The following is a 13,999-nucleotide window of genomic DNA, read 5'->3' on the forward strand; positions in this document are numbered from 1 at the left end:
TTCATGTGGTAAATGGCCGTCCGCAAGCCGAAAGTCATCGTCACCCGCAAACTCCCGGATCCTGTGGAGACGCGGATGCGCGAGCTGTTCGACACAGAGCTCAACCTGACGGACGCCGCCCGGAGCCAGACGGAGCTGGCGGAGGCCATAGGACGCGCCGAGGTCCTGGCCTGCACCATCACGGACCGCATCGATAGCGCCTTGCTGGAAAAGGCCGGCCCGCAGCTCAAGCTGATCGCGAATTTCGGCGCCGGCGTCGATCACATCGACGTGGAGGCCGCCACCAGCCGAGGCATCGCCGTGACCAATACGCCGGGCGTGCTGACCGAAGACACCGCCGACCTGACCATGGCCCTGATCATGGCCGTGTCGCGACGCATCGTCGAAGGGGCGGACGTCGCCCGCGCCGGCGGGTTCAAGGGCTGGGCGCCGACCTGGATGCTGGGGCGCCGGATCACCGGCAAGCGTTTGGGCATTATCGGCATGGGCCGGATCGGCCAGGCCGTCGCTAAGCGCGCCAAGGCCTTCGGCCTGCAGATCCACTACCATAACCGCCGCCCCGTCAGCCCGCGCATCGCCCAGGAACTGGACGCCACCTACTGGGACAGCCTGGACCAGATGCTGGCGCGGGTGGACATCGTCACGGTGCATTCGCCACACACGCCAGCGACCTACCACCTGCTGTCAGCCCGCCGCCTGAAGCTGCTGCAGCCACACGCCATCGTGGTGAACACCGCGCGCGGCGAGATCATCAACGAAGACGCGCTGGCGGAAATGTTGGCCTCTGGGGCCATCGCCGGCGCCGGGCTCGACGTCTTCGAGTTCGAGCCGCAGATCAATCCGAAGCTGCTCAGCCTGCGCAACGTGGTGGCCTTGCCGCACCTGGGCTCGGCCACGGTCGAGGGCCGCATCGCGATGGGCGAAAAGGTGATCATCAACATCCGCACCTGGATGGACGGCCACCGCCCGCCCGACCGGGTGCTGCCGAGCATGCTCTAACCCGTGATCAGACCCCGCAAACCGGACAGGACGGGTCGGCGCCGACCTTGACCGTCCGAGACTGACCGCCGAGGCCGTCGTAGATCAGCAGGCGGCCGGTCAGCGGGTCGCCCGCGCCGGTGAGCAGCTTGATCGTCTCCAGCGCCATTATCGAACCGATGACGCCGGCGAGCGCGCCGACCACGCCGACAGCGACGCAGGTTTCGGCGTCCGGCGGGATGTCGGGCGTCAAACAACGGTAACAAGGCCTTCCCGAGAACACGCCGACCTGCCCGGTCCAGCGGCCGATGGCGCCGGTGACCAGGGTCTTGCCATGGGCCACGCAGGCGTCGCTGACACAGAAGCGCGTGGCGAAGTCGTCGGTGCCGTCGAGCACTAGGTCGACGTCGGAGACGAGTTCTGCGGCGCTTGCCGCGTCGAACCGGCCCTTATAGCCGGCGACGAATACGTGAGGGTTGAGGCCATGCAGCCGGTCCGCCGCGGCCTCGACCTTGGAACGGCCGACATCTTCATCGGCGAAGATCACCTGGCGCTGCAGGTTCGAGCGATCAACCACATCAGGATCGGCCAGCATGATCGTGCCCACCCCGGCGGCGGCGAGATAGAGCGCGGCCGGGGCGCCCAGGCCGCCTGCGCCGACGATGAGGACGCTTGCGGCCTTCAGCTTCTGCTGACCCGGACCGCCGACCTCTCGCAGCACCAGGTGGCGCGCATAGCGGTCGACTTCCTCGTCGGTGAAATCCATGCGTCTTGACCTCGCCACAGCCGCTGGCCACATCGCAGACCATGGCTGACGCTGAAACCCTACCGTCCTGGCACGGCACCACCATCCTGGCTGTTCGCAAGGACGGCCGCACAGTGATCGCCGGCGACGGTCAGGTGTCCATGGGCCAGACCATCGTCAAGGGCAACGCCCGCAAGGTCCGCACGCTGGCCGGCGGCAAGGTGATCGCGGGCTTCGCCGGGGCGACGGCCGACGCCTTCACCCTGATCGAGCGGCTGGAAGCCAAGCTGGAGCAGTATCCCGACCAGCTGGCGCGGGCCTGCGTGGATCTCGCCAAGGATTGGCGGACCGACCGCTATCTGCGCCGCCTGGAGGCCATGCTGCTGGTCGCCGATTCCACCGCCATCTACACCGTTACCGGTATGGGCGACGTGCTGGAGCCGACCCACGCCGTGGCCGCCATCGGCTCGGGCGGCAACTACGCCTTGGCCGCGGCCCGCGCCCTGATGGACACCGACTTCGGCGCCGAGGACATCGCGCGGCGCGCCATGGGGATCGCGGCGGAAATCTGCGTCTACACCAACGGGAGCCTGACCGTTGAGACGCTCTAGTCTGCTGGCCGCCGCGATCATGGCGGTGAGCGCGCCGGCCTTCGCGGCCGATCCCGCGCCAGTGGTGGCCGCCGAACACGCCTTCGCCAAGTCCGTCGGCGACCGGGGCGTTCGCGACGGTTTCCTGGCGCACATGGCTGACGACGCGGTCGTCTTTTCGCCGGACGCGATGAACGCCAAGACCTTCTTCACGGGCCGCCCGCCAGGCAAGGCGCCGAAGGACGGCGGGACGTTGCTGACCTGGTGGCCGACCTTCGCCGGTCTCGCGGCCTCGGGCGACCTCGGCTTCACCACCGGCCCCGCTGAGGCGGACGGCAAGCGGTTCACGCACTACTTCACCGTCTGGAAGCGCCAGGCCGATGGCGGCTGGAAGTGGGTCTACGACGGCGGCGTCCAGAACGATGCCTCCCACGATCCTGGCCCGGGCGCACCCGTCTCAAGCCTCTCGCCCGGCCAGGGCGGCGGATCGTTCGCCGAGGTGGAAGCCGCCGAGACGGCGCTCGCGAAGGCCGCGCTGACCGATCAAGCCGCCGCCTACCGCGCGGCCCTGGCGCCGGACGCCCACGTCCAGGGCTCGCCAGGCGTTCCAGCCGCCTCGCCCGACGCGGTCAAAGCCGAGATCGCCACCCGCGGCCCGACCGCGGCCTTCGCGCGCCTGGGCGGCGAGGCCTCGCAGGCCGGCGACCTCGCCTGGACCTATGGGATCGCGGCGATCGACGCCTCGAAACACTATGTGCGCATCTGGCGCCGCGGCCCTGACGGCTGGCGCATCGTCTACGACCAGGTTCTCTGATGAGTGAATTTTCGCCCCGCGAGATCGTCTCTGAGCTCGACCGCTTCATCGTCGGCCATCAGGAGGCCAAGCGCGCCGTCGCCGTGGCGTTGCGCAATCGCTGGCGCCGTCGGAGGCTGCCGGCCGATCTGATCGACGAGGTGACACCGAAGAACATTCTGATGATCGGCCCCACTGGCGTCGGCAAGACCGAGATCGCCCGCCGATTGGCCAGGCTCGCCCAGGCGCCGTTCCTCAAGGTCGAGGCGACCAAGTTCACCGAGGTCGGCTATGTCGGCCGCGACGTCGACCAGATCGTCCGCGACCTGGTGGAGAACGCCATCGCCATGGTTCGCGACCAGCGCCGCACCGGCGTGCGCGCCCGCGCCGAAGCCGCCGCCGAAGAACGCATCCTAGACGCCCTGACCGGGCCTGGTTCGACGGCGGCGCGTGAATCCTTCCGCAAGAAGCTCCGCGCCGGCGAATTGGACGACAAGGAGATCGAGCTGCAGCTGGCCGACGCTTCCTCGCCCTTCGGCGCAATGGAAATTCCCGGCCAGCCAGGCGCATCGATGGGCATGCTCAATCTCGGCGACATGTTCGGCAAGGCCTTCAGCGGGCGCACCAAGACGCAGAAGACGACGGTGGCCAGGGCCTGGCCGCCGCTGATCGCCGAGGAAAGCGACAAGCTCGTCGATCAGGAAGCCCTGACCGCCGAGGCCGTATCGCTGGCGGAGAACCAGGGCATCGTCTTCCTGGACGAGATCGACAAGGTCGCCAGCTCGGCCCAACGCAGCGGCGCGGATGTCTCCCGCGAGGGCGTGCAGCGCGACCTGCTGCCGCTGATCGAAGGAACCACCGTCTCGACCAAGCACGGGCCGGTCAAGACCGACCACATTCTCTTCATCGCGTCCGGCGCCTTCCACGTCGCCAAGCCTTCGGACCTCCTGCCTGAGCTGCAGGGCCGCCTGCCGATCCGCGTCGAGCTGAAGGGCCTGACCCGCGACGACCTGCGCCGCATCCTGACCGAGCCGGAGACGAACCTCTTGCGCCAGCACCAGGCGCTCCTGGCGACGGAAGGCGTGACACTGACCTTCACCGAGGACGCCATCGACGCCATGGCCGACGCCGCGGTGGCGGTGAACAGCTCGGTCGAGAACATCGGCGCGCGGCGACTGCAGACGATCTTGGAGAAGGTCCTGGAAGAGGTGAGCTTCGGGGCTGCGGATCGCTTCGGCGAGACGATCGTCGTGGACGCGGCCTACGTGAATGCGCGCATCGGCGCCTTGGCCCGCGACACCGACCTGAGCCGGTTTATCCTCTAGCGCCGCTCAGCGCCCGCGGCGCGCATTCCAGATCGCGTCTTCGAGGGCGCGAGCGAACTGGGCGCGTTCGCCCGGGCTGAGCGCGCCCGCCACCGGGACCTGCTTGCCCGACAGCGCAAGATGCACGGCCACGACCCGCTCGTCGTCCATCTCTCGGTCGACACGCGTGAACGTGGTGGGCGATTCCCAGACCAGCCGGGTCCACTTCGGCGTCTCATGAATCACTCGGACAGCGTGGCTGGTGACCTGGACGCGTTCAACCCGCTGGGCCGCGGCGTAGCTCGCGGCGAAGGCCACGACCACGGCCAGGACATCCAGCCCCAGGAACAGGGGCACGAAGACCGCGCCCATATAGTAGAAGACCGCCGCGGAGATGCCGTTGAAGATCGTCACCGCCGAAATGAGCACAATGAACCCCCGCTCGGACAGCGAGCGGTTGGGCGTGATCACGGCGTCCATGTAGGTGGCGAAGCTCATGGCGAGCGGACGATAGCGTAAGCGCTGCCGATGTCATCCTTGCATTGAGGCGGGTTGGACCAGCATCTTGCGGTCCATGGCGAAGCCTTCTGCAAAATCCCGGACCCGCAAGCCGGCGCCCGCCGAACAGGCGCGCATCGCCGAGATCTTCGCACGGTTTGAAGCCGAGGAGAGCGATCCGCGTACGGAGCTCAACTACGCCAGCCCCTATGAGCTGGTGGTCGCCGTCGCCCTGTCGGCCCAGGCGACGGACGTCTCCGTGAACAAGGCGACGGCCAAGTTATTCGCCGTCGTCGACACGCCGCAGAAGATGCTGGCGCTGGGCGAAGAGGGTCTGAAGCCCTTCATCTCCTCGATCGGCCTCTACAACACCAAGGCCAAGAACGTCATCGCCATGGCGGCCATCCTGATCAATCAGTACGGCGGCGAGGTGCCGCTGGACCGGATCGCCCTGCAGGCCCTGCCCGGCGTCGGGCGCAAGACGGCCTCGGTGGTGCTGAACGAGCTGCGGATCGAACCGGCGATCGCCGTGGACACTCACGTCTTCCGCGTCGCCCATCGCCTGGGCCTGTCCACGGGCAAGACGCCGGACAAGGTCGAGGCCGAGCTGATGCGGGTCGTGCCGGAGGCGGGGCTGACGCGGGCCCACCACTGGCTGATCCTGCACGGCCGCTATGTCTGCGTCGCGCGGCGGCCGAAGTGCGAGATCTGTCCGGTCGCCGATCTTTGCCCGTCGCGGCATCTGTTCATTCCGGCCGGCGCGTGAGCCGCCTTCCCCTTACTTCCTTGCGAGTCTTCGAGACCGCCGCCCGCCAGCAGAGCTTCCTCAAGGCGGCTGAAGAGCTGGCGGTGACGCCGGGCGCGGTCAGCCGCCAGATCAAGGCGTTGGAGACCGATCTGCGGGTCCGTCTGTTCGAGCGGCTGAACCGCGCCGTGCGCCTGACGCCGGAGGGTGAGCGCCTCGCCGCCGGGATCGCCCGCGGGCTGTCGATCATGGAGGCCGCGGTCGAGGATGTGCGCTCAGCCCGCGACGCACCACTCGTGGTTACGACCCTGCATACGCTCGCCGCCCGCTGGCTGGCGCCGCGGCTTCACCGGTTCCAGGCGCGGCACCCCGACATCCAGGTTCACGTGGCGGCGACCGATCAGGCGATGGACCTGGTGCGCGACCGGGTGGACATGGCGATCCGCTATGGCCGCGGGCCCTACGCCAATCTGGATGCGACGCTCTTGATGGACTCGAACATGTTTCCGGTGTGCAGCCCGCGGTTGCTGGAGACCACACGCCTGGAGACGCCCAGCGACCTCGCACACACACGCCTGATCGTCGACGCCAACCGCGCATCGGGCGAGCCCAGCTGGGCGGAATGGCTGGCGGCCGCAGGTGTGCCGGACATCGATTTCAGCCGGGGCCTGGCCTTCTCCAACACCTATCTCGGCATAGAGGCGGCGCTGGCCGGCCAAGGCGTGGTGTTGAGCCTGGAGGCCTGGGTCGTCGAGGAGCTGCGCACCGGTCGGCTGGTGCGGCTGTTCGAGACGGCGACCTCCAGCCCGTATCGGAACTGGATCATCACTCTGCCCGAGCGACGAGACGATCCGAAGGTCCGGCGCTTCCGTGACTGGCTGATCGCCGAAGTGGTGGCCGACGACCTCCCGCGGTCGCTCTGATTTTCAGGTGATCTGAGCTCACCCAAGCGGCCGCGTTCTCCTTTGCAAGAGTCGTGCTTCAAGCGCATCCCGGCGCAATCGAACGCCGGAGACGCGCCATGACCGCCCTTTGCCTTGAACCCACAGCCAGCCACGAAGACCGCGACTTCGACATCCTGCGCGGCGCCGGCCTCGCCGTATCGGTGGCCATCATCCTGGTCGCTCCCGCGGCGCTCGCCGTCATGGCGTTTCTCGCCTCCTGAAGCGATCCCTGCTACAGGCCCGCGGCAGAAGTCGCGGGAAAGCCTGATCCATGCCGGAGCTCTATGACGTCGCCGCCATCGGCAACGCCATCGTCGATGTGATTGGCTCCGCCAGCGAGGCCTTCCTCGCTGAAAACGGCCTGACCAAAGGCGCCATGATGCTGGTGGATCCGGAGCAGAGCGCCGCGCTCTACGGCCGTATGACGCCGGAGATCGAGGCCTCGGGGGGCTCGGCCGCCAACACCATCGCTGGCCTCGCCAGCTTCGGCGGCCGCGGCGCCTTCATGGGCAAGGTGGCTGACGACGACCTGGGCAAGACCTTTGCTCGCGACATGGCCGCCATCGGCGCCCGCTTCGAGAACGCCCCGCTGTTGGACGGCCCCTCGACCGCAGTGTCGATGATCAATGTGACGCCGGACGCCCAGCGGACCATGTGCACCTATCTCGGCGCCTCGGTGGAGTTCACCGACGACGACGTGGATATCGCCACCGTCGAGGCGGCGCGCATCGTCTATCTGGAAGGCTATCTGTTTGACGCCGAGGCCGCCCGCCGCGCCTTCGCCAAGGCGGCGGCGCTCGCCCATGGCGCCGGCCGGATGATCGCGCTCACCTTGTCCGACAGCTTCGTAGTGGAGCGCCATCGCGCCGGCCTGCTGGGCTTTATTGAGACCCAGGTCGACCTGCTGTTCGCCAATGAGGCCGAACTGAAGGCCCTGTTCGAGACCGATGACTTCGATCTGGCCGCCGCTGAGATCGCCAAGAGCGCTAAGCTTTGCGCTGTCACCCGCAGCGAAAAGGGCTCGGTGGTGATCCGGGGGGCCGAGCGTTGGGCTGTGCCGGCCTTCCCCGTGGAGAAAATCGTGGACACGACCGGCGCCGGCGACCAATACGCGGCGGGATTCATGTTCGGTCTCGCCACCGACCGTCCTCTGGCCGACTGCGGCCGGCTCGGCTCGCTGGCGGCGGCCGAGGTGATCTCGCACTACGGCCCGCGACCCCAGGTCTCCCTGAAGGATCTGGCCGCGGCGAAAGGCTTGATATGACCCGTTCCGCGGAAGTCGCTCGCAACACCAAAGAGACCCAGATCCGCGTCGTCGTCGATCTGGACGGGACCGGCGTCTCGACGATCTCGACCGGGATCGGCTTCTTCGACCACATGCTCGAAAGCTTCGCCCGGCACGGCGGCTTCGACATGACGGTCGAAACCAAAGGCGATCTGCACATCGACATGCACCACACGGTGGAGGACACCGGCATCGTCATCGGCCAGGCGTTCAACAAGGCGCTGGATGGTTTCAAGGGCGTGCGTCGGTTCGGTCACGCCTACATCCCGATGGACGAGACCTTGACGCGCTGCGCGCTCGACCTGTCGAACCGCGCCTATCTGATTTGGAAGGTCGAGTATAAGACCCCCAAGGTCGGGGACATGGATACCGAGCTGTTCAAGGAGTTCCACCACGCCTTCGCCATGAACTGCGGCGCCTGCGTGCACCTTGAGACCCTCTACGGGGCCAACTCGCACCACATCGCCGAGAGCGGGTTCAAGGCGCTCGCCCGCGCCCTGCGCCAGGCCGTGGAGATCGACCCGAAGACCGGCGGCCAGGCGCCGTCGACGAAGGGCGTGCTCTAAGCCGTGTCGATCCAGACCCTAGCCCTGATCGACTACGGGTCGGGCAACCTGCGCTCAGCCGAAAAGGCCCTGGTGAAGGCGGCGGACGGCCGCGTGCGCATCGTCGCCACGGCGGACCCGCAAACCGTGGCGACGGCCGATCGGGTCGTGCTGCCCGGCGTCGGCGCATTCAAGTCCTGTATGGATGCACTGGCCGCCCGCGACGGGCTGATCGAGGCCATGACCGAGGCGGTTGAGACCCGCGGCGCGCCCTTTCTTGGCGTCTGCGTCGGCATGCAGCTCCTAGCGTCCCGCGGCCTGGAGTTCGGCGTGACCGAGGGCCTGGGATGGATTCCCGGCGAGGTGCGCAAGCTGGAGAGCGCCGACCCGGCGGCCAAGGTGCCGCACATGGGCTGGAACAATCTTGTCGATGTATCCGCCGAGCAGCCGATCGTCGCGCCTCTGATCGCAGGCGACCCAGTCTACTTCACCCACTCCTTCGCTTTCTTTCCGGAGGACGAAGCCGATGTGAGCGCCTATGTGGACCACGGCGGCCGGTTCCCGGCGGCCGTTGCGCGCGGCAACGTCGCTGGCGTGCAGTTCCACCCGGAGAAATCCCAGGCCGCCGGCCTGTCCCTTTTGGCGCGTTTCCTGGAGTGGCGCCCGTGATCCTCTACCCCGCGATCGACTTGAAGGACGGCCAGTGCGTGCGCGTCCTGCACGGCGACCTCGACACTGCGACGGTGTTCAACAATTCTCCGGCGGACCAGGCGAAAACCTTCGCCGACTCCGGGTTCCACTGGATCCATGTGGTCGACCTGAACGGCGCCGTCTCCGGGCGCGCCGTCAACGCCGATGCGGTCGAAGCCATCCTGGCGTCGGTTTCGGTGCCGGTGCAGCTGGGCGGCGGAATCCGGACCCTGGCTGATATCGAGCGCTGGATCGAAGCCGGTGTCAGCCGCGTGATCCTGGGCACCGTGGCCGTGACCCAGCCTGAGATTGTCCGCGCCGCAGCCAAGGCCTACCCTGAACAGATTGCGGTCAGCGTCGACGTGCGCGCCGGCAAGGTCGCGACCCAAGGCTGGACGGAATCCTCCGATCTCGACGCCGTGACTGTGGCGAAGCGCTTCGAAGACGTTGGTGTCGCCGCCTTGATCATCACCGATATCGACCGCGACGGTACGGTCATGGGCTTCAACGTTGAGGCCTTCGGCGCCATCGCCGACGCGGTCTCGATCCCAGTCATCGCCGCCGGCGGCCTGGCCACGGTCGACGATATCGTGCGCCTGCGGGCCCGCAAGGGCGTGCCGATCGAGGGCGCGGTTCTGGGTCGGGCGCTCTACAACGGCGCGATCATTCCGGCCGAGGCGCTGAAGGTCGCCGCCTGATGCTGCGGGTTCGCGTCATCCCCTGCCTGGACGTCAAGGACGGCCGCGTGGTGAAGGGTGTGAACTTCGTAGCCCTACGCGACGCCGGCGATCCAGTGGAGCAGGCTCGCGCCTATGACGCCGCCGGCGCCGACGAACTGATGTTTCTCGACATCACCGCTTCCCATGAGAACCGCGGCACAATCCTCGATGTCGTCGCCCGCACGGCCGAGGTCTGCTTCATGCCAGTCTCGGTGGGCGGCGGCATACGCAAGGTCGAGGACGCGCGCCGGCTGTTGCTGGCCGGCGCCGACAAAATCTCGATCAACACCGCGGCGGTGGAAAATCGCGACCTGATCTCCGCTTGCGCCGACGCCTTCGGGGCCCAGGCCACCGTCGTCGCCATTGACGCCAAACGCGTGGGCGACCACTGGCGCGTCTTCACCTATGGCGGGCGCAACGATACGGGACTCGACGTCATCGACTACGCGGCCGAAGCGGTCGCGAAGGGCGCCGGTGAGATCCTGCTGACCTCCATGGACCGCGACGGCGCCAAGATCGGCTACGACACCGCTCTGCTGCGGGCGGTGACTTCGGCGGTGCATGTGCCAGTGATCGCCTCGGGCGGCGCGGGCAACGCCCAACACATGGCCGATGCGGTGACGAAGGGCGGCGCCGATGCGGTGCTGGCCGCCTCGATCTTCCACTTCGGCGAGATCACCATTGATGGGGCCAAGGCCGTAATGGCCGCCGCCGGCATCCCGGTGCGCCAGGGCGCAAGGGTCGCGGCATGAGCGGGCTCCCAGATGTGCTGGCGCGATTGGCCGCGACGATCGAAGCCCGCAAGGGCGCTGACGCGTCGGCGTCCTACACCGCGCAACTGCTGGCCGACCCTACGAGGGCGGCCAAAAAGCTCGGCGAAGAAGCCGTCGAAACGGTGATCGCGATCGCCCTGGCCGACTCCGACGCCATCGCCGCCGAGAGCGCCGACCTGATCTACCACTGGCTGGTCGCGCTGGCCGCCTCCGGCGTAAGCCTGGACGCCGTGGCCGCCAAGCTGGAAGCCCGCGAAGGGACTTCGGGACTGGCCGAGAAAGCCTCGCGCGCCACCTAGGGCCCTGGTCCGCCTACTTCGCCGGCCGCCGTTTCAACGCGACGTAAAGCGCGCCTTCGCCCCCGTGGTGTCGGGCGGCGTGGCTGACGCCGGCGACGACATGGACCAGGTGCGCCGCCGCGAGCCATTCCGGCGCGCGGCGGCGCAGGATCCCATCGCCCTGCACGCCCTTGCCCGTGATCACCAGGACCGCCCGCGACCCGTCCGCCCAGGCGCGCAGGATGAAGGTCTCCAGCACCTGCTGGGCGCGGTATTGATCCAGACCATGCAGATCGAGCTTGGCGGTCACGGGATCGCGCTCGCGGGCGATGCGGTGTCGGCGGTTGGGTTCGATGTCGTCCAGGACGGTCCGCGACTTCGGCTTAGCCTTCGCGGTCTTGGCCTTGGTCGGCGGCACGCGCGCGGCAGGCGCGTGAGGGTCGATCAGCGGGGGCGGTTCGACGCTTTCGGTCTTGGGGACGCTTCGGCCGGGCAGGGCGCGGACGGTGGAGGCGACCAGCCCCCAGACCTTGACCTCGTCGGGCTTCAGCGGGCGCTTCATGGCCAGGTCGCGGTCGCCGCCGGAACCAGGCGGTACATCCGCAGGGTGTGGCGCACCCGGCCAGCCTCAAGTCCTGCCGCCGCGCCCTGTCCCAGGTAGAGATCGGCGCGCACCTCGCCCTTGATCGCCCCGCCGGTGTCGAGCCCCGTCACCATCCGCCGGTAGGCCGGAAACGCACCTGCGAGAATCGGCGCCTCCGCGTCGATCCAGAAGACTTCACCCAGCGTGTGCAACGACAGATCCACCGCCACAGCGCGGCCGGTGGGCAAGGGCACGCCCGCGGCGCCCGCCGGCTGACGGCCGTCGTCCGGCGCAAGGCTGAAGAAGGCGTAGCGTGGATTGAGCCGCATGATCGCGTCAGCGTCGGGCCCGCGATGGGCCGCGAGCCACGCCCGGATCGCCTCGCCGGAGGTGTTGTCGCGGTCCAGCAGGCCGCGATCACGCATGGCGTTGGCGACCCCCACAAAGGGACGGCCGTTGTTGGCGGCGTAAAGCGCCTTCATCCGGTGACCGTCCGCGAAGGTCAGCACCCCTGAGCCTTGGATCTGCAGGAAGAACAACTCCTCAGGGCGCATCCAGGCGACCGGCGGCTCCACCAGTGGCGAGGCCTCGATGGCGGCGCGCTCGGGATAGGGCGAGAGCGTCCCGCCCCGGCCAATCCGGCTGACCACCCCGTCGGCGACCTTCAGGTCCAGGGGCTTGGGGCGTACGGCGGCTGAGAACTCGGCGTTCGGCGTAAGCCGCGCCTCATATTCTGGCGCGAAATAGGCGGTCAGCACCCCTTCACCAGCTAGGCGACGCGCGCGAAGACGGCTTTCCAGGAAGGCCTTGGCGTCGCGGTCTTCCAACGGGCTGAGCGCTCGCGCCTCGCGGCAGACCGGCGCCATTCCAGGCTCTCGGGACACGCTGCAAGTTTCGGCGAAGGCGCGCAGAGCCTCAGCATGATCTTCTTCGGCCCAGCCCTTCAGGGCCTCGAGCGGCAGTACCCGGCCAAGGTCAGGCTCCGCCGGCGGGGGAATTGGCGCAGGCGCGGGCGAAGGCGTCGGGCTTGGCGCGGGAACAGGAACTGGCGCTGGCCGCGGCGCTTCGCGCGGGCTCGCGCAGGCGGCGAGCAGGAGCAGGACGGCGAGCGCCCAATAGATCGGACGCCTGACCAAGGGGATTTTAGGCCTCTGCGGCGGCGACGTGGACCAGGGTCCAGTTGGGATCGCGGACCTTCAGCGGACGCTCGAAGGTCCAGAGCTCGGCTGTGCGGCGATCGTCGACCGCCTCGCCCTCAGGCCCTTTTGAGCGGCTGCGGAACTCGGCAAGGAAGCGCACGGTCAGACGGGCGACGTCGCCGGAGGCGACTTCCGCCTTCTCCAGGTCGGCCCGCGGCGGATGCAGGAATTCAACGCGTTCAGTACGCTCTTCGCGTTCGCGCTCTGTGATGGCGGCCTCGAAGCCGTCCATCATCTGTGGCGACAACAGGTTGCGAAGCTGGGCGCGGTCGCCCTCGGCGAAGGCGCGCACGATCATCTCGTAGGCCTGCTTGGCGCCATAGAGGAAATGGCCCGCGTCGAAGCCTGGATCGCGGGCCTTCACGGCGGCCACGCCGGTCAGGGTCGCCGCGGCGACGGCCGCGCCTTCATCCTGCGGGCGTTCGGGCGCGCGGCTAGCGCTGGGCGCAGACTCTTGATCGGCGGCGGCCTGGTCTTCCGGCTGGCGACCGACCCGACGACCGAGCACGGCGTAGAGCTGGTAGAGCACGACGCCGGCGAGGCCCGCGAAAATGATCAGCTCCAAGGCTTGCAAGTCATGTCCTTCACAACTCGGCCCGCTCTGTTCAGATATCGGGCCTTCGAACCTACCTATATAGGGCGCCAGGGCCGTCGCGTCAGGGGCCTCTGCGTCAGAGCCTCAACGCTCCAGGACCGCCGGGCGCCGGGGCGGCGTTGCATCGACCTGGGGCTCATGTTAGCCGAACCGGCCTGTCGGGCGCGAAATTCGCCTCCGCCCCGCGCCCCATCTACGGCCGAACACGGACCTCCACGCCATGACCGACATCGACCCCGCGATCGAAGCCACCCTGGATGCTGCGCCCAGCATCCGCATCCTGGCGCAGTTTGTCCGCGACTTCTCTTTCGAGAACCCCCGCGCTCCGGACTCACTGCGCGCCGGCGCAGGCCAGCCGCAGATCGACATCGGCGTCGAGATGAACGCCAAAGGCCGTGAAGATGGCCTGTTCGAAGTCGACCTGAAGCTGTCGGCCAAAGCCAACCGGCCGGAGGGCGCCGTCTTCGTTGTCGAGTTGCTGTACGGGGGCGTCTTCGAAATCTCCGGTATCCCGGAAGCCGATATGGAAATGGTCTTACTGGTCGAGTGCCCGCGCTTTCTCTTCCCCTTCGCCCGCCGGATGATCGCTGACGTCACCTCGGACGGCGGCTTCCCGCCCTTCATGCTGGACCCGATCGACTTCGCCGGGGTCTACGCCTCGCGCAAGGCAGAGGCCGGCATCGAAACCGGCAGCACGATCATGGGCAACGCCTAAAGCGGGACCCGGCGGGCTCG

Annotated in this window: 19 protein-coding genes; 14 read left to right on the forward strand and 5 right to left on the reverse strand. The window is 68.1% G+C overall.

Annotated elements, in window-relative coordinates:
• Window positions 1-12 precede the first annotated feature (12 nt).
• Complete coding sequence (locus tag BN1313_RS01880; protein WP_091735802.1) at window positions 13-999, forward strand: 2-hydroxyacid dehydrogenase; 987 nt, start codon at window positions 13-15, stop codon at window positions 997-999.
• A 7-nt stretch (window positions 1,000-1,006) separates the two neighbouring features.
• Here BN1313_RS01880 and BN1313_RS01885 read toward each other — a convergent pair whose 3' ends face one another.
• Window positions 1,007-1,744 carry a HesA/MoeB/ThiF family protein gene (locus BN1313_RS01885; protein ID WP_091735805.1) on the reverse strand — a complete coding sequence of 246 codons (738 nt, stop codon included), beginning with the start codon at window positions 1,742-1,744 and terminating at the stop codon, window positions 1,007-1,009.
• A gap of 41 nt (window positions 1,745-1,785) precedes the next feature.
• On the opposite strand from BN1313_RS01885, the gene hslV reads away from it, so the two are divergent.
• The 3 genes from hslV to hslU are packed head-to-tail and all read left to right on the forward strand — an operon-like array spanning window position 1,786 to window position 4,431.
• Window positions 1,786-2,334 carry an ATP-dependent protease subunit HslV gene (hslV, locus tag BN1313_RS01890; RefSeq protein ID WP_091742123.1) on the forward strand — a complete coding sequence of 183 codons (549 nt, stop codon included), beginning with the start codon at window positions 1,786-1,788 and terminating at the stop codon, window positions 2,332-2,334.
• The gene (locus BN1313_RS01895; protein ID WP_141653058.1) at window positions 2,321-3,127 is read left to right on the forward strand and encodes a Cif family virulence factor; all 807 of its coding nucleotides are present in this window, start codon (window positions 2,321-2,323) and stop codon (window positions 3,125-3,127) included. The genes hslV and BN1313_RS01895 overlap by 14 nt, the downstream gene beginning before the upstream one ends.
• Window positions 3,127-4,431, forward strand: a complete 1,305-nt coding sequence (gene hslU, locus BN1313_RS01900) for an ATP-dependent protease ATPase subunit HslU (protein WP_091735811.1) — start codon at window positions 3,127-3,129, stop codon at window positions 4,429-4,431. Before BN1313_RS01895 ends, hslU begins: the two co-directional genes overlap by 1 nt.
• A 6-nt stretch (window positions 4,432-4,437) precedes the next feature.
• On the opposite strand, the gene BN1313_RS01905 is transcribed toward hslU, so the two are convergent.
• Window positions 4,438-4,908 carry a DUF2244 domain-containing protein gene (locus BN1313_RS01905; protein ID WP_091735815.1) on the reverse strand — a complete coding sequence of 157 codons (471 nt, stop codon included), beginning with the start codon at window positions 4,906-4,908 and terminating at the stop codon, window positions 4,438-4,440.
• Window positions 4,909-4,984: 76 nt separating this feature from the next.
• Here BN1313_RS01905 and nth point away from each other — a divergent pair, with 76 nt between their 5' ends.
• From nth to BN1313_RS01945, 9 genes are all read left to right on the forward strand, one after another.
• A complete protein-coding gene (nth, locus tag BN1313_RS01910; protein ID WP_091735818.1) occupies window positions 4,985-5,674 on the forward strand; it encodes an endonuclease III in 690 nt (229 codons plus the stop codon).
• Window positions 5,671-6,576 (forward strand): transcriptional regulator GcvA, encoded by a 906-nt coding sequence (gene gcvA, locus BN1313_RS01915; RefSeq protein ID WP_176695863.1) that lies wholly within the window; start codon window positions 5,671-5,673, stop codon window positions 6,574-6,576. Before nth ends, gcvA begins: the two co-directional genes overlap by 4 nt.
• 98 nt (window positions 6,577-6,674) lie before the next feature.
• Window positions 6,675-6,818, forward strand: coding sequence for a hypothetical protein (locus BN1313_RS16455; protein WP_176695864.1), 144 nt, complete (start codon window positions 6,675-6,677; stop codon window positions 6,816-6,818).
• 50 nt (window positions 6,819-6,868) lie between these two features.
• Window positions 6,869-7,861, forward strand: coding sequence for an adenosine kinase (locus BN1313_RS01920; protein WP_091735824.1), 993 nt, complete (start codon window positions 6,869-6,871; stop codon window positions 7,859-7,861).
• A complete protein-coding gene (gene hisB, locus BN1313_RS01925; RefSeq protein ID WP_091735827.1) occupies window positions 7,858-8,448 on the forward strand; it encodes an imidazoleglycerol-phosphate dehydratase HisB in 591 nt (196 codons plus the stop codon). The genes BN1313_RS01920 and hisB overlap by 4 nt, the downstream gene beginning before the upstream one ends.
• A 9-nt stretch (window positions 8,449-8,457) precedes the next feature.
• Window positions 8,458-9,096 (forward strand): imidazole glycerol phosphate synthase subunit HisH, encoded by a 639-nt coding sequence (gene hisH, locus BN1313_RS01930; RefSeq protein WP_091742126.1) that lies wholly within the window; start codon window positions 8,458-8,460, stop codon window positions 9,094-9,096.
• Window positions 9,093-9,815 carry a 1-(5-phosphoribosyl)-5-[(5-phosphoribosylamino)methylideneamino]imidazole-4-carboxamide isomerase gene (gene hisA, locus BN1313_RS01935; RefSeq protein WP_176695865.1) on the forward strand — a complete coding sequence of 241 codons (723 nt, stop codon included), beginning with the start codon at window positions 9,093-9,095 and terminating at the stop codon, window positions 9,813-9,815. The genes hisH and hisA overlap by 4 nt, the downstream gene beginning before the upstream one ends.
• Complete coding sequence (gene hisF / locus BN1313_RS01940) at window positions 9,815-10,588, forward strand: imidazole glycerol phosphate synthase subunit HisF (protein WP_091735833.1); 774 nt, start codon at window positions 9,815-9,817, stop codon at window positions 10,586-10,588. Before hisA ends, hisF begins: the two co-directional genes overlap by 1 nt.
• A complete protein-coding gene (locus BN1313_RS01945) occupies window positions 10,585-10,908 on the forward strand; it encodes a phosphoribosyl-ATP diphosphatase (protein ID WP_091735836.1) in 324 nt (107 codons plus the stop codon). The genes hisF and BN1313_RS01945 overlap by 4 nt, the downstream gene beginning before the upstream one ends.
• Before the next feature lie 13 nt (window positions 10,909-10,921).
• On the opposite strand, the gene BN1313_RS01950 is transcribed toward BN1313_RS01945, so the two are convergent.
• The 3 genes from BN1313_RS01950 to timA are packed head-to-tail and all read right to left on the reverse strand — an operon-like array spanning window position 10,922 to window position 13,243.
• The gene (locus tag BN1313_RS01950) at window positions 10,922-11,449 is read right to left on the reverse strand and encodes a Smr/MutS family protein (protein WP_091735839.1); all 528 of its coding nucleotides are present in this window, start codon (window positions 11,447-11,449) and stop codon (window positions 10,922-10,924) included.
• Entirely contained in the window at window positions 11,446-12,606 is a 1,161-nt protein-coding gene (locus BN1313_RS01955) for an MltA domain-containing protein (protein WP_091735842.1), read from the reverse strand. The genes BN1313_RS01950 and BN1313_RS01955 overlap by 4 nt, the downstream gene beginning before the upstream one ends.
• Before the next feature lie 7 nt (window positions 12,607-12,613).
• A complete protein-coding gene (timA, locus tag BN1313_RS01960) occupies window positions 12,614-13,243 on the reverse strand; it encodes a TIM44-related membrane protein TimA (protein WP_091735845.1) in 630 nt (209 codons plus the stop codon).
• 241 nt (window positions 13,244-13,484) lie between these two features.
• On the opposite strand from timA, the gene secB reads away from it, so the two are divergent.
• On the forward strand, window positions 13,485-13,979 hold the full coding sequence (secB, locus tag BN1313_RS01965) for a protein-export chaperone SecB (RefSeq protein WP_091735848.1): 495 nt from the start codon (window positions 13,485-13,487) through the stop codon (window positions 13,977-13,979).
• Window positions 13,980-13,999 lie beyond the last annotated feature (20 nt).

The organism is Phenylobacterium immobile (ATCC 35973), assembly GCF_001375595.1.
Taxonomy (GTDB): Bacteria; Pseudomonadota; Alphaproteobacteria; order Caulobacterales; family Caulobacteraceae; genus Phenylobacterium; species Phenylobacterium immobile.